The 16,192-nt window shown below is 68.2% G+C and carries 20 protein-coding genes; 8 read left to right on the forward strand and 12 right to left on the reverse strand.

Features of this window, described 5'->3' with window-relative positions; translation table 11 throughout:
* Nucleotide 1: 1 nt before the first annotated feature.
* Nucleotides 2-979, forward strand: a complete 978-nt coding sequence (locus ACFPME_RS07615; RefSeq protein WP_377303791.1) for a putative bifunctional lysylphosphatidylglycerol flippase/synthetase — start codon at nucleotides 2-4, stop codon at nucleotides 977-979.
* Nucleotides 980-1,082: 103 nt separating this feature from the next.
* Here ACFPME_RS07615 and ACFPME_RS07620 read toward each other — a convergent pair whose 3' ends face one another.
* The 4 genes from ACFPME_RS07620 to ACFPME_RS07635 are packed head-to-tail and all read right to left on the reverse strand — an operon-like array spanning nucleotide 1,083 to nucleotide 4,131.
* The gene (locus tag ACFPME_RS07620; protein ID WP_377303793.1) at nucleotides 1,083-2,174 is read right to left on the reverse strand and encodes a hypothetical protein; all 1,092 of its coding nucleotides are present in this window, start codon (nucleotides 2,172-2,174) and stop codon (nucleotides 1,083-1,085) included.
* Nucleotides 2,167-2,757, reverse strand: a complete 591-nt coding sequence (locus ACFPME_RS07625; protein WP_377303795.1) for a DUF1989 domain-containing protein — start codon at nucleotides 2,755-2,757, stop codon at nucleotides 2,167-2,169. Before ACFPME_RS07625 ends, ACFPME_RS07620 begins: the two co-directional genes overlap by 8 nt.
* Entirely contained in the window at nucleotides 2,754-3,416 is a 663-nt protein-coding gene (gntA, locus tag ACFPME_RS07630; RefSeq protein ID WP_377303797.1) for a guanitoxin biosynthesis heme-dependent pre-guanitoxin N-hydroxylase GntA, read from the reverse strand. The genes ACFPME_RS07625 and gntA overlap by 4 nt, the downstream gene beginning before the upstream one ends.
* A gap of 37 nt (nucleotides 3,417-3,453) precedes the next feature.
* On the reverse strand, nucleotides 3,454-4,131 hold the full coding sequence (locus tag ACFPME_RS07635; protein WP_377303799.1) for a type 1 glutamine amidotransferase domain-containing protein: 678 nt from the start codon (nucleotides 4,129-4,131) through the stop codon (nucleotides 3,454-3,456).
* A 142-nt stretch (nucleotides 4,132-4,273) separates the two neighbouring features.
* Between ACFPME_RS07635 and dinB the strand changes: the two genes are divergently transcribed.
* Nucleotides 4,274-5,350, forward strand: coding sequence for a DNA polymerase IV (dinB, locus tag ACFPME_RS07640; protein WP_377303801.1), 1,077 nt, complete (start codon nucleotides 4,274-4,276; stop codon nucleotides 5,348-5,350).
* 46 nt (nucleotides 5,351-5,396) lie between these two features.
* On the opposite strand, the gene ACFPME_RS07645 is transcribed toward dinB, so the two are convergent.
* Nucleotides 5,397-6,017, reverse strand: a complete 621-nt coding sequence (locus ACFPME_RS07645; RefSeq protein ID WP_377304383.1) for a YdcF family protein — start codon at nucleotides 6,015-6,017, stop codon at nucleotides 5,397-5,399.
* A gap of 18 nt (nucleotides 6,018-6,035) precedes the next feature.
* Here ACFPME_RS07645 and ACFPME_RS07650 point away from each other — a divergent pair, with 18 nt between their 5' ends.
* The gene (locus ACFPME_RS07650) at nucleotides 6,036-6,224 is read left to right on the forward strand and encodes a hypothetical protein (RefSeq protein ID WP_377303804.1); all 189 of its coding nucleotides are present in this window, start codon (nucleotides 6,036-6,038) and stop codon (nucleotides 6,222-6,224) included.
* 109 nt (nucleotides 6,225-6,333) lie between these two features.
* On the opposite strand, the gene ACFPME_RS07655 is transcribed toward ACFPME_RS07650, so the two are convergent.
* The 3 genes from ACFPME_RS07655 to ACFPME_RS07665 form a co-directional block, all read right to left on the reverse strand.
* The gene (locus ACFPME_RS07655; RefSeq protein WP_377303806.1) at nucleotides 6,334-6,738 is read right to left on the reverse strand and encodes a DUF3224 domain-containing protein; all 405 of its coding nucleotides are present in this window, start codon (nucleotides 6,736-6,738) and stop codon (nucleotides 6,334-6,336) included.
* Between the two features lie 67 nt (nucleotides 6,739-6,805).
* A complete protein-coding gene (locus ACFPME_RS07660) occupies nucleotides 6,806-7,432 on the reverse strand; it encodes a trimeric intracellular cation channel family protein (protein WP_377303808.1) in 627 nt (208 codons plus the stop codon).
* A 59-nt stretch (nucleotides 7,433-7,491) separates the two neighbouring features.
* Nucleotides 7,492-7,818: a DUF6249 domain-containing protein gene (locus ACFPME_RS07665; protein ID WP_377303810.1), complete on the reverse strand. Its 327-nt coding sequence runs from the start codon at nucleotides 7,816-7,818 to the stop codon at nucleotides 7,492-7,494.
* A 119-nt stretch (nucleotides 7,819-7,937) separates the two neighbouring features.
* Between ACFPME_RS07665 and ACFPME_RS07670 the strand changes: the two genes are divergently transcribed.
* The 3 genes from ACFPME_RS07670 to ACFPME_RS07680 all read left to right on the forward strand — a co-directional run bounded on the left by ACFPME_RS07670 (nucleotide 7,938) and on the right by ACFPME_RS07680 (nucleotide 9,775).
* Nucleotides 7,938-8,516 carry an RNA polymerase sigma factor gene (locus tag ACFPME_RS07670; protein ID WP_377303812.1) on the forward strand — a complete coding sequence of 193 codons (579 nt, stop codon included), beginning with the start codon at nucleotides 7,938-7,940 and terminating at the stop codon, nucleotides 8,514-8,516.
* Nucleotides 8,513-8,995, forward strand: coding sequence for a hypothetical protein (locus ACFPME_RS07675; protein WP_377303814.1), 483 nt, complete (start codon nucleotides 8,513-8,515; stop codon nucleotides 8,993-8,995). Before ACFPME_RS07670 ends, ACFPME_RS07675 begins: the two co-directional genes overlap by 4 nt.
* A gap of 87 nt (nucleotides 8,996-9,082) precedes the next feature.
* Nucleotides 9,083-9,775 carry a hypothetical protein gene (locus ACFPME_RS07680; RefSeq protein WP_377303816.1) on the forward strand — a complete coding sequence of 231 codons (693 nt, stop codon included), beginning with the start codon at nucleotides 9,083-9,085 and terminating at the stop codon, nucleotides 9,773-9,775.
* 14 nt (nucleotides 9,776-9,789) lie between these two features.
* Here the strand turns inward: ACFPME_RS07680 and dapB are convergent, their stop codons facing one another.
* Nucleotides 9,790-10,590 (reverse strand): 4-hydroxy-tetrahydrodipicolinate reductase, encoded by an 801-nt coding sequence (gene dapB / locus ACFPME_RS07685; protein ID WP_377303818.1) that lies wholly within the window; start codon nucleotides 10,588-10,590, stop codon nucleotides 9,790-9,792.
* 89 nt (nucleotides 10,591-10,679) lie between these two features.
* Nucleotides 10,680-11,021 carry a glycine zipper 2TM domain-containing protein gene (locus ACFPME_RS07690; protein WP_377303820.1) on the reverse strand — a complete coding sequence of 114 codons (342 nt, stop codon included), beginning with the start codon at nucleotides 11,019-11,021 and terminating at the stop codon, nucleotides 10,680-10,682.
* 131 nt (nucleotides 11,022-11,152) lie between these two features.
* Here ACFPME_RS07690 and ACFPME_RS07695 point away from each other — a divergent pair, with 131 nt between their 5' ends.
* Nucleotides 11,153-11,833 carry a hypothetical protein gene (locus ACFPME_RS07695; protein ID WP_377303822.1) on the forward strand — a complete coding sequence of 227 codons (681 nt, stop codon included), beginning with the start codon at nucleotides 11,153-11,155 and terminating at the stop codon, nucleotides 11,831-11,833.
* Nucleotides 11,834-11,926: 93 nt separating this feature from the next.
* On the opposite strand, the gene lpdA is transcribed toward ACFPME_RS07695, so the two are convergent.
* Nucleotides 11,927-13,708, reverse strand: coding sequence for a dihydrolipoyl dehydrogenase (lpdA, locus tag ACFPME_RS07700; RefSeq protein ID WP_377303824.1), 1,782 nt, complete (start codon nucleotides 13,706-13,708; stop codon nucleotides 11,927-11,929).
* Nucleotides 13,709-13,722: 14 nt separating this feature from the next.
* Complete coding sequence (gene aceF / locus ACFPME_RS07705) at nucleotides 13,723-15,102, reverse strand: dihydrolipoyllysine-residue acetyltransferase (protein WP_377303826.1); 1,380 nt, start codon at nucleotides 15,100-15,102, stop codon at nucleotides 13,723-13,725.
* A gap of 203 nt (nucleotides 15,103-15,305) precedes the next feature.
* Between aceF and ACFPME_RS07710 the strand changes: the two genes are divergently transcribed.
* Nucleotides 15,306-16,190 carry an ABC transporter ATP-binding protein gene (locus tag ACFPME_RS07710; protein WP_377303828.1) on the forward strand — a complete coding sequence of 295 codons (885 nt, stop codon included), beginning with the start codon at nucleotides 15,306-15,308 and terminating at the stop codon, nucleotides 16,188-16,190.
* The last annotated feature ends 2 nt before the right edge of the window (nucleotides 16,191-16,192 follow it).

The raw sequence follows: 16,192 nt of genomic DNA on the forward strand, positions 1-16,192 counted from the left end.
CATGCCTCCCGGCCCCGGCCCGCTCGCCGCCAGCTCGCGGATTGCCGCACCGCCCTGGCGGGGGCTGCGCGCGCTGTCATGGAGCGCGTCGCTGGCGGTGATCGGCGGGGCGCTGTGGCTGCTGCATCGCTGCCTGGGCCACATCGCCTGGCGCGACGTGGCGGCGGCGTGGGCGCATATGCCGGCCGATCGCGTCGCGTATTCCGTCGTGGCCACCATGGTGAGCCTTGCGATGCTCGCGCTGTTCGACGTGGTGGCGGCGCGCGTGGTGGCGCGCGGGCGCGTGTCCGCCGGATTGGCCGCATTCGCCGGCGCGGTCACGCAGAGCATCTCCAACACGCTCGGCTTCCACGCGGTCACCGGCACCGCGTTGCGCTATCGCATCTACGCGTCGGCCGGCCTGGGCGCAGGCGACATCGCCCGCATCGTGGGACTGGCCGGGCTCGGCGTGGGGCTGGGGTTCGCGGTGGTGATCACCGGTGCGCTGTGCCAGGAGCCGGCGATCGCGCATGGCTGGGGTCGCTGGCCCGGCATGGTGCTGGCGCTGGTACTGCTCGCGCTGGCTGGCTGGCTTGCCCGTCCGCGCACGCTGACGTTGGGACGGCTGACGCTTGCGTTGCCGAGCGCGGCCGTGGCGTCGGCGCAGATGCTGATCGGCGGCGTCGAGATGCTGGCCGCCATCAGTGCGCTGTACGTGTTGCTGCCGGCAGCGTCCGCGCCGCCGTTCGTGGACTTTCTGCCGATCTACGTGGGCGCCGTGCTGGCCGGCATCGTCAGCCACTCGCCCGGCGGGCTGGGCGTGTTCGAGACGATCATGCTGGCATCGTTCCCGCCCGCGGCGCGCGCCGACCTGCTCGCCGCGATGCTGTGCTACCGGGTGACCTACAACCTGCTGCCGTTCGTGCTGGGCAGCGCCGCGCTGGCCGCGTTCGAATGGCAGTTGCGTTGTCGCAACAGGATGCCCGGCCAGCCACGGTAGCGGCACACCTCGTGCGCGACGCCCCTGCCCGTGCGCCGGGCTGTGGTGGATGGCAGCGCCCAGGGGGCGCGCGCTCCGGCCGGGCCAGGTGCACGGGGTTCGATCAGTTCGACGGCGGATAGCGGCGGATCAACCGCTGCTGACGCAAGTGGTAGCGCACCAGCGCCAGCGCGCCGATCGGCCGATGCCCGCGCACCCGGTTGGCCGCACCGAGCGCGAACAGCAGCCGCTGTTTGGCGAACACCATGCGGTACACCTGCCACACCGAGTATTTCGGATCCCACGCATGCACCGCCTCGGAGCCGGCACCATTCACCTCCATGATGGTGAAACGGCCGCCGCGCAGATCCTGCAAGCTGCGGTAACGCACGTCGAAGCGCCCGGCGTGGAATTGCGGCATGTCATGTGCAATCGCCTCGATGGCGGCCAGCAGCCCCTCGCCGGCGAGCGCGGAACCGTCTTCGTAGCGGCCACCGACCCGGGTCGAGCCGATCAGCGAAAGCCGCACGCTGTCGCCCGGCGCCGGCACCTCGTCGGGATCGAACTGGCATTCGTGTTCGCGCTGGTTGCGCATCGCGCGGTGCAGGCGCGCGTCCGCCCGGATCAGTTGCGCCACGTTGCGCACGCCATCGCCGACGACCTGCGGGTAGTGGCGCAGCAGGATGCCGAGCAGCCAGCCGCGCGGCTGGTCCGGATGGCGCACGTAGAAGATGCCGGCCTCGCCCGGCTCATCGAGATAGCGCTGCAGCATCAGCGATTCGCCGGCCGGATAGGCGGCCAGATAGGCGGCCAGCGCGCTAGCGTCGTCGAGCCGGCGCACGCCGAAACCGCACCAGCCCAGATCCGGCTTGGCCACCACCGGAAATGCCAGGCCGGCATCGCGCATGGCTGCCAGCGCGATGGCCAGCGCGTCGTCGGCCACCCGCAGCATCGCGTACTGCGCCACCCGCGAGCGCGCATGCGCACCCATGCAGGCGAAGTATTCCGACTTCGTATCGCCCACCAGGCCGCCGGCGGTGATCCGCGGATTGACCGCCGACGGCAGCGTGAGGCTGCCGTGGCGCAGCCCCAGCCAGCACCACTGCATCACCATCGGCACCAGGTTGAGCCATTTCGGTATCCGCTCGATCGTGCCCTGCCGCGGCGCGGCCGGCGGCGGCGTGGTGTCCAGCGCGGTCGTCAGCGGCTCAATCACGCCCGCTCACCTCGTAATGGATCGGCTTGTACGCGAAGTTGTTCGACATGCCGGCCGAACAGGCGGTGAGTCCGATCAGCAGATCCATCTGCGCCTCGAACACGATGTAGTCGCCCGCGCGGCTCAATGGCGGTTCCACGTGGATGGCGCCCGTACCCGCATCCACCGGCACGTTCATGAACACGTTGAACGCGGTGGGAATGGCATCCGGAGCGACGCCATAAGGCGCCAGCACCGCAGCGAGGTTGCCGAAGCAGCCGCGATGCGGCGCGTCGTCGCCGTAGAGGATCCGGAACATCTCGGCCGAGCACGGCGACAGCAGAAAATCGTGGCGGCCGACGGTGTCCTCGACGATGCGCAGCAACACGCTGCTGCGGTTCGAATAGATCGGGTCGCCGGTGGTCAGATAGATCTTGCTGGCGTAGTCGATACTGCGGCCGGAGGAGATCGCCTCGCCGGTGTCGTGCCGGTTGAACGCGACCAGGTCGGCGACCTGCTCGCCCAGCGGATCGATCACCTTCAGGGATTCGCCGCGCTTCAGCTCGAACGCCACCCCGCTGCGCGGGGCGATCACCCGGATCATCGGCACTCGCCCCGGCCCATCGCACGGAACGGGCACACCCAGTCCGCGCCAACCCGGCGTCCGCTGTACTGGCGCGCCTCCGGACTGGTGCCGTGCACGGCCAGCATCGGGTTGGCCGAGCCGGCATGGGCGACGTCGCGCTGGACGATCGCCTGGCGCAGCTTTGCGTAACGCCCGTCGGCGCGCAGGCGCTCGAACTGGCTATGCAGGTTGAACACCAGCAGCGGCTGGCGGAACCGCCGCGCGGGCCGGCTCGATGCAGGATGCAGGCCGATGACGTAGAACGCGCGGCCACCGATGCTCATGCTGAAATGCGCCGAGTGCGGATCGCTGCTGACCGCCGGGTCCCAGCCGAACCGCCGCTGATCGATCTCATGCAGGGCCTGCAGGCGCCGCCACAACGCCTGCTCGAAATCCTGTTCGGACAGCGCCGGCGCAGCGACAAAGGCCACCGCGAAGCTGACGAACAGGCGGTCGTCGCCAACGTGCCCGGCGAACCGCTGCAACGCGGCGACGATCGCCTCGTCATGCGCACAGTCTGCGAAATCACCACCGTCCAGCACCTCGATGCCACCGCGGGCGAGCGCGGCCTTGGCACCGAGACAGGGGTAATCCCCGACCGCGATGAATGCGTCCAGTGCCGCTGCGATCAATGACATCGGCACGCCCGCGCCCGCCGCCGCGCATGCCCCGCCATCAGCCCAGAAGCGCCAGCAACGCGTGCGCCGCTGCTTCCGACGAGGCCGGGTTCTGCCCGGTCACCAGCTTGCCGTCGGTGATCGCGTAGGACGCCCAGTCATCCTTCTTCGAGTAGACGCCGCCGCTCTCCTTCAGCATGTCCTCGACCAGGAACGGCACGACCTGCGTCAGGCCTACCGCGGCCTCTTCGGTATTGGTGAAGCCGGTGACGGATCTGCCACGGACCAGCGGCGTGCCGTCGGGCGCCTTGACGTGGCGCAGCACCCCGGGCGCATGACAGACCGCACCCACCGGCTTGCCCGCCGCCCACGTCGCCTCGATCAGGCGGATCGAGTCGCGATCCTCGGCCAGGTCCCAGAGCGGGCCGTGGCCACCGGGATAGAACACCGCGTCGTAGTCGCCACCCACGGCATCGGCCAGCTTCATCGTGTGGGCCAGCGCTGCGGTGGCGACGGGATCCTTGCGGAAGCGGTCGGTATTGGCCGTCTGTGCCTCGGGCTCGTCGCTCTTCGGATCCAGCGGCGGCTGACCGCCCTTCGGCGAGGCCAGCACCACCGTTGCCCCCGCATCGGTGAACACGTAGTAGGGCCCGGCAAACTCCTCCAGCCAGAACCCGGTGCGCTTGCCCGTGTCGCCGAGCCGGTCGTGCGAGGTCAGCACCATCAGGATCTTCATGCGAAAACTCCGGGGAACGTGGTAGCGGCACGCTAGCAAGCGGTTCGCGAACCGGGCGTGATGCCGGCGCTGGCGGGCCCGGTGCTCGCCGCGCCGCCTGCATGAATCTAGAATCCGCACTGTGCCCTCCCCGGTTGTCCATGTGCCCGCTGCCCCGCGCAAGATTCTCCACGTCGACATGGACGCGTTCTACGCGTCGGTGGAGCAGCGCGACGATCCGTCGTTGCGAGGCAAGCCGGTGGCGGTCGCATGGCGCGGCTCGCGTTCGGTGGTGTGCGCGGCCAGCTACGAGGCGCGCGTGTTCGGCGTGCGCTCGGCGATGCCGGCGATACGCGCCGAGCGCTTGTGCCCGCAGCTGGTGTTCGTGCCGCCGGATTTCGCGCGCTACAAGGCGGTGTCGCGGCTGATCCGCGAGATCTTCGCGCGGCATACCGACTTGATCGAGCCGCTGTCGCTGGACGAGGCCTACCTCGATGTCAGCGTGACCAAGACCGGCCTGCCCTCGGCCACCGCCACCGCCGAGGCGATCCGGACAGCGATCCGTGAAGAGACGCAACTGACCGCCTCGGCGGGCATCGCGCCGAACAAGTTCCTGGCCAAGATTGCCTCGGACTGGAACAAGCCCGACGGCCAGTACGTGATCCGCCCGCATCAGGTCGAGGCGTTCCTCACGCCGTTGCCGGTCGGCCGCCTGCCCGGCGTGGGCAAGGTGATGGAGGCGAAGCTGGCGGCGCTGGGGATCACCGCCGTCGGCGAGCTGCGCACGTTTGCGCTGGCGGAACTGGAGCAGCGCTTCGGCCGCTGGGGCCGGCGCCTGCACGAACTGGCGCGCGGCATCGATGAGCATGCCGTGCAGCCGGAACGGCCGACCTTGCAGATTTCTGCCGAGGACACCTTCGAGCACGACCTGCGGCTGGATGAGCTCGAACCCCATATCCGGCGGCTCGCCGGGAAAGCCTGGGCCGGCTATCAGCGCGAGGAAGGCCGCGTGGCGCGCACCGTGGTGCTGAAGCTGAAGACTTCGGACTTCCACACGCTGACGCGCAGCCTCACGCCGTCGCAGCGACCGCGATCGGTTGCCGAACTGGCCGGCATCGCCTGCGCGCTGCGCGATCGGGTCGAGCGCCCTGCCGACAGTCGCTACCGGCTGGTCGGCGTGGGCCTGGCCGGCTTCGTCGAGCAGGACAGCTATCAGGCCCAGACGGATCTTTTCATCTGAGCGCGGCGAACGTCGGCAGCCTTGTGAAGCGACGCCGGAGCCTGCGTCATGACCATCCGCGCAGCCGGTAGATCCACTGGCCGAGATACTCGTGCAGGTAATTGGCGCTGCGGAGCAGCGCGATTGCGCGCCCGCGCCAGAAGCGCGTCGGCCGGTCGCGGTGCGGCAGCGGCATGGCCGGGGCGGGGATGACCTCCACGCCCTGCTTTCGGAAACTTGCCGCGGCCCGGCCCATATGGATTGCCGAGGTCACCAGCAGGATGCGGCGCGCGCCCGCGCGGCGAAGCATCTGCGCGGAGTACACCGCGTTCTCGTGGGTATCGCGACTGCGGCCCTCGATCCACAGGCGCGCCGGGGGCAATCCCTGGAGGGCGAGCCTGGCAGCCATGCGTTGCGCCTCGCCATCGCCACCCGAAAGCAGGACCACCGGCGCACGCCCGGCCACATACAGCCGCCGTCCGAAACCCAGCCGGGTATGCGCGTCGTCGGCCGATGGGTTGTCCAGCACGTCCTCGGCATCCGGCATCCAGCCGCCGCCCAACACCACGATGGCATCGGTGCGGGGATAGCCGGCGGCCGGCTGGGCCGGATACGGGTCGGTCAGCCCGCGCCGCAGCCACTGCGCGAAAGCCGGCGTCGAACAGACGGCCAGAAGAAGGGCCACCACGGCCAGCAATACCCACGCATGGCGATGCCAGGTAGCGAAGCGACGCATCAGGCGGTGATGGCCGCGCCATGGACGACGATCCCGGCCGGCGGACCGGGCAGGCCAGATCGCCTGCGCGAAGGCCTGGTCGGTCTCGTCGATATCGACGCAAGGCTGGCGCACGCCAAGAATTTCATCGGTGTCCTGCATCGTGCGGATTCATCGTAGGTGGGTGCACCGGCATCATCGTCACGTGCCGGGGCGCAAGACTGCGTGAATCGCCAGCGGCTCGCATGAAGACGGCGATCGCCATTGCCGTGCCGCGCTCGGGGAACGCTCATTGCGCGTCGGGCAGCGTGTAGTCCAGGTCGTAGCCATGCTGGCCCTCGGTCATCGTGATCGACAGCGTGCCCGCCAACCCCAGCAACTCGCCGGCACCCGAATCGGGCACCACCGTGATGACCAGGTGCGGCGCGCCGCGCGTCATCGTGCCGCTATGCTGCAGCGCGAACGAGCCGCGGCGGCCATGCAGGGTGCCGCTGACCCGTTCCAGCGCGACATAGCCAGCCGAGCCCGGCACATCGGTGCCGGCGGCCAGCATCTGGCCCCTGCCGGTTGCCTCGAGATCACCGTGGAACTGCTTGTCCAGCGCCAGCCGGCCGATACCGGGGTCGCCGACGCCGTCCTGCGCCGGCTGAGGGGTCATCTTCACTTCGAACGTGCCGCGGGCATGCGTGGTCATGGCGATCTTCCTGGAGGCGACGCATGCAGCCTAGCTGATGCCCGTCGCGCCGCTCACCGCCAGCCGGTCAGGATTGCCGCTCGCGACCGAAGCGCGGCAGGTTCCAGTGGCAGCGCAATGCGAGGAACCGCAACCCGAAACAGAACAGGATCGGCAGCCAGGTCGCCCAAACCGCAGGCCAGCGGTAGTGCTCGCCGATCACCGCCAGCGCGGCGCCGGCAAATGCCGCCAGCGCGTAGATCTCCTTCTGCAGCACGACCGACACGCGCGCCAGCAGCACATCGCGCGCCATGCCGCCGCCGATGGCGGTGATCATGCCGAGCAGGATCGCCACCTCCGCGTTGTGGCCGAACCGCAGCGCCTTGTGCGCGCCGTAGACCGCAAACAGGCCCAGCCCCATCGCATCGAACAGCCGCACCGGATAGGTCAGCCGCTCCACCCAGGGATACGCCACGATGGTCAGCAACGCAGCAACGATCGCGGTGAACAGATAGCGCCAGTCCGACAGCCCCGCCGGCGGAATCGCGCCGATGCACAGGTCGCGCGCGATGCCCCCGCCGCAAGCCGTGATGAAGGCGATCGCCAGGATGCCGAACAGATCGAGATGGCAGCGTCGCGCGGCCGTCGCGCCGCTGATCGCGAACGCGAACGTACCGGCCAGGTCCACCAGGTTGAACAGCAGTTGCTCATTCATGCGGCCGGTGGCTTTGCTGGCATGCCGACGACGCGGCGATGCCCGCCATTGAACCAGCTTTAGCCGATCCGCCGGGAGATCGCGAAGAACACCAGATTGCCCACCCCGGTCGCGCCAGCGAGCACGGCGATCAGGCCGGGCGTGACCTCCTGCCAGCCGAACCACTGGATCAGGCCGAAGCCGAGCCCCACCGACAGCAGCACGATGCCCCAGCGCAGCGACGAATGGCGCCGGCGCAGCTCCTCGTCGCGCAGCACCGAGTTGACCAGCTCGGTCGAGCCGCCCGCGTTCACCATGTGCTGGCGCGCCCGGGCGTCCACCACCACCTTGATCGCATAGACGATGCAAATGAACAGGGTGATCGGGATCAGGATTTCGAAGTTCATGGCGGTATTCCTTGGTGGCTGCTGCGGGTGGACGTTCGAGACCTTGGATACCGGCAGCGCGGCAACGGTTGCAACGAAGCGCTTGCAACCGTTCCCCGCATGCGCGTATCCCTTGCGCCATGGATGACATCCGCAATCCCGACCGCGAGCTGGTCGACGCCGTGCTGGCCAACCGGCCGGGGGCGTTCGAGCGCCTGATCCGCGAGTACCAGGGGCTGTGCTGGCACATCATCCAGCGCATGGTGCGCAACCCCGAGGACGCGCGCGAGCTGTGCCAGGACACTTTCCTGCGGGTGCACCAGTGCCTGCATCAGTACCGTTACGAAAGCGCGCTGAAATCATGGATCGGGCGCGTGGCGTACACCATCGCGTTGCGCCACCTGCAGCACAAGCGCATCCCGCTGGTCGAAGCCGGCGATGACGACGACGGCTATGCGTTGATCGAGAACGTCGGCGACGGCTTCGACCTGGAGACGGCCTGCGCGGATCAGGAGATCGCGCAGCACCTGCACGCGGCGATCGAGTCGTTGCCGCCGTTGCAGCGCACCTTGCTGACCCTGTATTACCTCGAGGAAACCTCGATCCCGGATATCGCCCGGATCACCGGGCTGGCCAGCGGCACCATCAAGAGCCACTTGTTCCGCTCACGACTGCGCCTGCGCGGCACACTCGAAACGCGGACAGGAGTTGCAGCATGACTATCCAGCACATCGACGACCACATCCCGTCCTTCGACGACGCCGCGCATGAGCGCGAATGGCTGGCGCAGGAAAACGCCATGCGGCGCGAGCGCCTGCAGCTCGACCCGGCCGGCGACGACGCACGCAGCCGACGCTACCGCCTGCTCGCTCGCGCCTTGCGCGAACCGTTGCCGGATGCGCTGCCGGCGGATTTCGCGCGGCAGATGACCGCACGGGTCGCCGCCAGTCCGGCGCGGCGGGCAGCCTCCGGTACACGTTTCGAATTCACGCTGATGCTGCTGCTGGCGATCGCGCTGGCCGTGGCCGCCGTTGCGGTGACGGCGATGTACGGCGACGCGTGGCTGCCGTCGTTCGCCACGATCCTGCCCACCCCGCATGCACCGGCTACCCGCTGGCTGCTGGCACTGGCCGGCTGCCTCGGCGCGTCGTGGCTGCTGGGGCAGTGGCAGCGGCACGTTCACGGCCCGACCGCCTGAATTCCCGAACCGTCCCGGCGTCCGGCTGAAACCGGAACCGGGCGATCCGCTACTCTTCGCAGTCCGTCCGCCATCGCCGGAAACAGCATGCACCTCGAACTGCCGAAGGCTCGGCTGGAGTCCTTCAAGGATTTCGCCAAGCACTACCTGATGATCGTACTCAGCATCCTCACCGCGCTCGGGCTGGAGGCATGGATCGAGCACGCGCACCACGTCCACGCCGCCGAAGCGGCCAGCCTGCGTATCGATGCGGAGATCCGCTCCAACCTGGATGCGATCGAGTCTTCGCTGGCGCAGGACGCACGGCAAGCGAAGCGACTCGCCGCGATTCGCGACGGTCTGGTACAGGACTTCAAGGCACACGCGCCGGAAGCGACGATCGCGCAGCATATCCAGTCGCAGGTCGCGGCCAGGAATTTCAACCTTGAGCTGAAGTGGCCGACCCTGCGCCACGAAGCCTGGGATGTGGCGGTGGCGGATCAGTCCGCCAGCTGGATCGACCGGGAGCGCATGCAGCGCTATTCCGCGGTCTACGCCAACCAGCGCGATGTCAGCACCAGCCTGAGCGCGAACCTGGCGCTGGTGATGGACGGCCCGCGGATGATCGACACGCTGACCGACCTCGACTCCGGGGATGTGCAATCGCGCGAGTTCCTGCATGTGGTCAGCCAGATGGCGACGATGCTGGATCAGGCGCAGCAGAACCTGCAGTTGCTGCAACGCCACCTGCGGGACGCATTGCCCGCGCAGGCCGACCGCACCACGGCGAGTCGCCGCTGAACCGGAAGACTCCGCTACAGCTCCAGTACCGCGTCCAGTCCGCGATGCAGGCCGACCAGGCCGGACACTTTGCGGATCGCCAGCAGCGCACCGCCCACATAAGGCTTCGCGCTGCTGCCGGCGTTGTGGCGCAGGCTCAGGGTCTGGTCCGGCATGCCGAAGATCGCCTCGACGCCGATCACGAAACCGGGCAGACGCAGCGCATGCACCTGCGATCCCGAGAGCGTGCCGCCGCGGGTCTCGCGCACGCCGACGGTCTGCTCCAGCGGCACTTCCAGCAAGGGCTGGCGCACCTTGCCCAGCCGCGTGGCCAGCTCGCGCACGGTGCCGCTGGGCGCGTCCGGTTTGCCGGCGGACGCATAGTCGATGAGCTCCCACTGCGGGATCAGCTTCGCCGCCATCTCGGCGAACTTGATCAGCAGCACCGCGGTCAGCGCGAAATTGCCACAGGCCAGCACGCCGCGCTGGCGTTCGCGCGCCGCCGCGTCGATCTGCGCGTAATCCGCGTCGGTGAGGCCCGACGTACCCACCACCACGTGCGCACCCTGCGCCAGCGCGGCGAGGATGTTCGCCTTCGCGCTGTCCGGTTTCGTGTATTCGACGAATACGTCGCACGGCCGTGCCAGCGCCTCGCCGGTGCTGGCGAAGATCGGCGCATCCAGCGCGTTCTCGCCCAGCACGTCGCCGAGTTTCTGCCCGGCGTGCCGGCGCGCCACCGCGGCGACGAGATCCAGGTCATCGGCGCCGGCGATGCCGCGCGCCAGTTCGGAACCGGCCCAGCCGATGGCGCCGGCGAGGCATATCTTCAAGGTCATCGGATGGGCCCGGATTCATCGGCGAAGGAATGGCGCAGCGTACGGCGAACCGACCGCGTCATCCAGACACCCAGGCGCACGTGGATCGATCAGTCGTAGACGTCGTGGCAACGGCGCTCGGTGGTGTAATAGGTTTTCTTGTCCTGCGCCTTTTTCTGCACGCGATTGCCGACATAGCCGCCGGCGACGGCGCCGCCCACCGTGGCCAGGGTCTTGCCCTTGCCGCCGCCCACCCGATGACCCAGCAGGCCGCCCGCGACCGCCCCCACGCCGGTGCCGATGAGGCGGTGATCATCCTTGGAGCCCTTGTGCTTGACCTGCACGTCCTCGCAGACCACGCGATGATGACGTTCCTGCGCGTGTACCGGCGTCGTGGTCAGCGCAGGCGCCAGCAACCCAAGCGAGGCGATCAGCATCAACGACTTGTTCATGGGCTTCCTCCATCTTCGATGACGTGCATACATAGCCGGACCGGCGTCACGGCCGGGTCAAGCCACCATCTCGCGCGAAACGGGATCGGCTAAGCTCCGCGTTCGCAAAGCCACCTGTCCGGAACGACTCCATGCACTTCGAGATACCGAAACTGCCCTTGCGCGGCTTCAAGGATTTCGCCAAGCACTACCTCATGATCGTGCTCAGCATCCTCACCGCGCTGGGGCTGGAGGCATGGATCGAGCACGCCCACCACGCGCGCGCGGCCGAGCTGGCCAGCCATCAGATCGAAGCGGAGCTGAGGGCAAACCTGGACGGTGCGTACCATTCGTATCAGGGGAATCAGCAGCGCCTGGTCTCGCTGCAGCAGCTCGATGACACCATCGCCAAGGACATCCGCGACGGCAAGACCGATGCCGCGATCAATCAGCGCATCCAGGCGCTCAAGGACCAGTTCAAGCTCAGCCTCGACTGGCCGATTTTCGCCAACCAGGCCTGGGACGTCGCCGTGGCCAACCAGTCCGCCACCTGGATGGACCGCGCCGCGCTGAACGAGTACTCCGCCGCCTACAGCAAGCAGCACGACGCGGCGAGCTGGATGAGCCAGAACAGCTCGCTGTTTCTCGACGCGCCGCGGATGGCGACGCTGCGCACGCGGATCGACCTCGGGCGCGAGGTCGATCCCATCGAGTTCCTGTCCGTGCTGCGCCAGATGATCATCACCTCGAGCGAAACCCAGTTCCATCTGCAGCAAGTCGAGTCGCAGCTGAAGCAAGTGCGGCCGCACGCGTCGGGCCGCAACAAGAGCTGAGCACCCGGCAGTTTCCCCCGCGCTCGCCCCGAAAGCGGGATAAAAAAAGCCCGGACAATGCCCGGGCTTCTTGTCTGGCGCTTCCGGCACCGCTTACTTTTTCTTCGGCATGTACAGGTCGGTGATGGTGCCTTCGTAGGCTTCCGCCGCCATGCCGATCGATTCGCTGAGCGTGGGATGCGGGTGGATGGTGAGGCCGATGTCGGCCGCCTCGCTGCCCATCTCGATCGCCAGCGCCAGTTCGGAGATCAGGTCGCCCGCATGCACGCCGACGATGCCGGCGCCGACGATGCGGTGGGTTGCCTCGTCGAAGATCAGCTTGGTGAAGCCCTCGGTGCGGTCGATCCCGATCGCGCGGCCGCTGGCGGTCCACGGGAACTTGCCCACGCCGATCTTCAGGCCCTTCTCCTTCGCCTCGCGCTCGGTCACGCCGACCCAGGCGATTTCCGGATCGGTGTAGGCGACCGACGGGATCACCCGCGCGTCGAAGTGGCTCTTCATGCCGGCGACGACTTCCGCGGCGACCTTCGCCTCGTGCGTGGCCTTGTGCGCCAGCATCGGCTGGCCGACCAGGTCGCCGATCGCGAAGATGTGCGGCACGTTGGTGCGCATCTGCGAGTCGACGTTGATGAAGCCGCGCTCGGTCACCGCGACGCCGGCCTTGTCCGCGCCGATCATGCCGCCGTTCGGCGAACGCCCCACCGACACCAGCACGCGGTCGAACAGCGTGGTCGCCGGGATGCTGTCGCCTTCGTAGCCGACCTCGATACCCTTCTTGGTGGCCTTGGCGGAGACCACCTTGGTCTTCAGGTGCACGCCCTTGAGCTTGCCGCCCAGGCGCTTGGCCAGCGGCCGGATCAGGTCGGCGTCGGCGCCGGGGATGAGCTGGTCCATGAACTCGACCACGGTCACCTCGCTGCCCAGCGCGGCATACACGGTGGCCATTTCCAGGCCGATGATGCCGCCGCCGACCACCAGCAGTTGCTTCGGCACGTCGCGCAGCTCCAGCGCGCCGGTGGAGTCGACGATGCGCTCGTCGTCCCACGGGAACGCCGGCAGCTTCACCGATTGCGAGCCGGCCGCGATGATCGCGTACTCGAAGCGGATCAGCTTCGCGCCGTCCTTGGTCTGCACTTCCAGCTCGTTCGACGAGACGAACGTGCCGGTGCCCTCGAGCGTGCGCACCTTGCGCTGCTTGGCCATTGTGGCCAGACCGCCGGTGAGCTGGCCGACCACCTTGGTCTTGAAGCTGCGCAGCTTGTCGATATCGATCGCAGGCTTGCCGAAACTGACGCCGTGCGCGGCCATCGCCGCGGCTTCGTCGATCACCGCCGCGGCGTGCAGCAGCGCCTTGGAAGGGATACAGCCCACATTGAGGCAGACGCCGCCGAGGCTGGCGTAGCGCTCCACCAGCACGGTGTCGACGCCGAGGTCGGCGGCGCGGAACGCGGCGGTATAGCCGCCGGGGCCGGAACCGAGCACGACCAGCTTGCATTCGATGTCGGCCTTGCGGCCGGAGCCGCCTGCGGCCTGCGGCGCCGGCGCAACCGGAGCCGCGGCCGGTGCAGCAGCAGACGCAGGCGCGGCCGGTGCTGCGGGCCTGGGCGCCTCGGCTTCCGGCGCCGCGGCATCGCCGGTCACTTCCAGCACGGCGATCAGCGCGCCCTCGGAAACCTCGTCGCCGACTTTCAATTTCAATTCCTTGATCACGCCGGCGGCGCTGGAGGGAATCTCCATGGTCGCCTTGTCCGACTCCAGCGTGATCAGGCTCTGCTCCTTCGCCACCGTGTCGCCGGCTTTCACCAGCACTTCGATCACCGGCACGTTGCCGTGGCCGCCGATGTCGGGAACCTTGATCTCGATCGTGTTCGCCATCGTCATCGCCTCCGTCAGAGCAGCAGCCGGCGGATATCGCCGAGCTGGTTGGCGAGGAAGCTGGCGAAGCGCGCGGCGAGCGCGCCATCGATCACCCGATGGTCATAGCTGAGCGACAGGGGAAGCACCAGCCGCGGCACGAATTCCTTGCCGTTCCACACTGGCTTCATCACCGACTTGGAGACGCCGAGGATGGCGACTTCCGGCGCGTTGACGATCGGCGTGAAGTAGGTGCCGCCGATGCCGCCGAGCGAGCTGATCGAGAAGCAGCCGCCGGACATCTCGGCCGGGCCGAGCTTCTTGTCGCGCGCCTTCTTCGAGATCTCGCCCAGCTCGCGCGCCAGGTCGAGCAGGCCCTTCTTGTCGCAATCGCGCAACACCGGCACCACCAGGCCGTCGGGCGTGTCCACCGCGATGCCGACGTGGAAATACTTCTTCAGGATCAGCTTTTCGCCCGACTCGTCGAGCGAGGCGTTGAACTGCGGGAACTGCTTCAGCGCGGCCACCACCGCCTTGATCTGGAACACCAGCGGGCTGATCTTCAGGTCCTTGTTCTCCTCGCCGAGCTTCTTGCGGAAGGCCTCCTGCTCGGTGATGTCGGCATCTTCGTGCTGGGTGACGTGCGGGATCATCGCCCAGTTGCGCGCGAGGTTGGCACCGGAAATTTTCTGGATGCGCGTGAGTGGTTTCTCTTCGATCTCGCCGAACTTGGCGAAGTCGACCTTGGGCCACGGCAGCAGGCTGAGGCCACCGACCGAGGCGGACACGCCGCTGCTGGGACGTGCGCCGGAAGCGAGTGCGTGCTTCACATAGGTGCTCACGTCGTCGCGCTGGATGCGGCCGCCGCGGCCGCTGCCCTTCACCTGCTGGATGTCCACGCCCAGCTCGCGCGCGAACGCGCGGATGGCCGGGCTGGCATAGGGCGCGTCGCCGGGCATGACGATGCTGGCGTCCAGCGGCGGACGGGCGGTCGGCGGCACATCGCCTTCGGGTGCGTTGCCTGGCTGCACGCCCTGGCCGGCGATCGGCGCCGGCTTTTCCTCGACCTTCGCTGCAACCGGCGCTGCGGGTGCGGGCGCCGCGGGCTTCGGCGCTTCCTCGGTCCTGGCGCCGGGTGCGGCGGCGGTGTCGTCGGCCTCGATCAAGGCGATCACGGCGCCTTCGGACACCTCATCCCCCACCTTCAGCTTCAACTCCTTCACCGTGCCGGCGAACGGCGCGGGGACTTCCATGGTTGCCTTGTCCGATTCCAGCGTGATCAGGCTCTGTTCCTTCTCGACCCGGTCACCGACCTTGACCAGCACTTCGATGACGGGGACGCCGGCGTGGCCGATATCGGGGACACGGGCTTCTTTGAGATCGGCCATGGGGACTCCTGCAGATGGCGATGGCATACCGCTCGGGGATGGCGGTCGCGGACAAGGCTTCAATCATAGCGAAGGCAGCTGCGATCCGTATGCCGGGGCGGTTGGATTTCCCCGTCCATCGCCGACCATGCGCGTGCGTATGCATGACCTTGAGCGCACGCGCGCCCCTTACCCATGCCGTAACCTGATTCGCAAACCCCTCGCCGCGCGGGCGATCCAGGAACGCACCCATGCTGACGATCCGTGACCTGTCGAAAACCTATGCCAACGGGGTCAGGGCGCTGCGCGGCGTGTCGCTGGATGTTCCCAACGGCATGTTCGGGCTGCTCGGCCCGAACGGTGCCGGCAAGTCGTCGCTGATGCGCACGATCGCCACGCTGCAGGATCCGGACACAGGCACGATCAAGCTCGACCAGATGGACCTGCTTGCCGACAAGCAGGCTACCCGCCGCCTGCTCGGCTACCTGCCGCAGGAGTTCGGCGTGTACCCGAAGGTATCGGCGGAGGAAATGCTGGAGCATTTCGCGATCCTCAAGGGCGTCACCGCGAAGGGCGAGCGGCGCGAGCTGGTGGAATCGCTGCTGCGCCAGGTGAACCTGTGGGACGTGCGCAGGCGCAAGCTAGGCACCTATTCCGGCGGCATGCGCCAGCGCTTCGGCATCGCGCAGGCGCTGATCGGCGACCCGCGGCTGGTGATCGTGGACGAACCCACCGCGGGGCTCGACCCGGAAGAGCGCAACCGCTTCCTCAACCTGCTGGCCGAGATCGGCGAGCGGGTGGTGGTGATCCTGTCCACCCACATCGTGGAAGACGTCACCGACCTGTGCTCGCACATGGCGATCCTCGGCCGGGGCCAGGTCCTGCTGAGCGGCGAGCCGATCGAGGCGATCCGCTCGCTGGAGGGGCGCGTGTGGCGGCGCACGATCGACAAGACCGAGCTGGACGGCTACCGCGCCCGCATGAACATCCTGTCCACCCGCCTCGCCGGCGGCCGCACCCTGCTGCACGTGCTGGCCGATTCGCTGCCCGAGGCCGGCTTCGAACCCGTCGTGCCGGATCTGGAGGATGTCTACTTCGGCCGTCTGCGCGCGCAGGCCGTCGCCAAGGCCGCCTGACG

It is taken from the genome of Rhodanobacter umsongensis, assembly GCF_042654965.1.
In the GTDB taxonomy this organism is placed as follows: domain Bacteria; phylum Pseudomonadota; class Gammaproteobacteria; order Xanthomonadales; family Rhodanobacteraceae; genus Rhodanobacter; species Rhodanobacter umsongensis.

What these genes read in the sequence shown, in the direction of transcription:
- ACFPME_RS07615 (WP_377303791.1), top strand. Translation starts at nt 2, where the DNA reads ATGCCTCCCGGCCCCGGCCCGCTCGCCGCCAGCTCGCGGATTGCCGCA.
- ACFPME_RS07625 (WP_377303795.1), bottom strand. Translation starts at nt 2,757, where the DNA reads ATGATCCGGGTGATCGCCCCGCGCAGCGGGGTGGCGTTCGAGCTGAAG.
- gntA (WP_377303797.1), bottom strand. Translation starts at nt 3,416, where the DNA reads ATGTCATTGATCGCAGCGGCACTGGACGCATTCATCGCGGTCGGGGAT.
- ACFPME_RS07635 (WP_377303799.1), bottom strand. Translation starts at nt 4,131, where the DNA reads ATGAAGATCCTGATGGTGCTGACCTCGCACGACCGGCTCGGCGACACG.
- ACFPME_RS07650 (WP_377303804.1), top strand. Translation starts at nt 6,036, where the DNA reads ATGGCGATGCCAGGTAGCGAAGCGACGCATCAGGCGGTGATGGCCGCG.
- ACFPME_RS07655 (WP_377303806.1), bottom strand. Translation starts at nt 6,738, where the DNA reads ATGACCACGCATGCCCGCGGCACGTTCGAAGTGAAGATGACCCCTCAG.
- ACFPME_RS07660 (WP_377303808.1), bottom strand. Translation starts at nt 7,432, where the DNA reads ATGAATGAGCAACTGCTGTTCAACCTGGTGGACCTGGCCGGTACGTTC.
- ACFPME_RS07665 (WP_377303810.1), bottom strand. Translation starts at nt 7,818, where the DNA reads ATGAACTTCGAAATCCTGATCCCGATCACCCTGTTCATTTGCATCGTC.
- ACFPME_RS07670 (WP_377303812.1), top strand. Translation starts at nt 7,938, where the DNA reads ATGGATGACATCCGCAATCCCGACCGCGAGCTGGTCGACGCCGTGCTG.
- ACFPME_RS07675 (WP_377303814.1), top strand. Translation starts at nt 8,513, where the DNA reads ATGACTATCCAGCACATCGACGACCACATCCCGTCCTTCGACGACGCC.
- ACFPME_RS07680 (WP_377303816.1), top strand. Translation starts at nt 9,083, where the DNA reads ATGCACCTCGAACTGCCGAAGGCTCGGCTGGAGTCCTTCAAGGATTTC.
- dapB (WP_377303818.1), bottom strand. Translation starts at nt 10,590, where the DNA reads ATGACCTTGAAGATATGCCTCGCCGGCGCCATCGGCTGGGCCGGTTCC.
- ACFPME_RS07690 (WP_377303820.1), bottom strand. Translation starts at nt 11,021, where the DNA reads ATGAACAAGTCGTTGATGCTGATCGCCTCGCTTGGGTTGCTGGCGCCT.
- ACFPME_RS07695 (WP_377303822.1), top strand. Translation starts at nt 11,153, where the DNA reads ATGCACTTCGAGATACCGAAACTGCCCTTGCGCGGCTTCAAGGATTTC.
- lpdA (WP_377303824.1), bottom strand. Translation starts at nt 13,708, where the DNA reads ATGGCGAACACGATCGAGATCAAGGTTCCCGACATCGGCGGCCACGGC.
- aceF (WP_377303826.1), bottom strand. Translation starts at nt 15,102, where the DNA reads ATGCCATCGCCATCTGCAGGAGTCCCCATGGCCGATCTCAAAGAAGCC.
- ACFPME_RS07710 (WP_377303828.1), top strand. Translation starts at nt 15,306, where the DNA reads ATGCTGACGATCCGTGACCTGTCGAAAACCTATGCCAACGGGGTCAGG.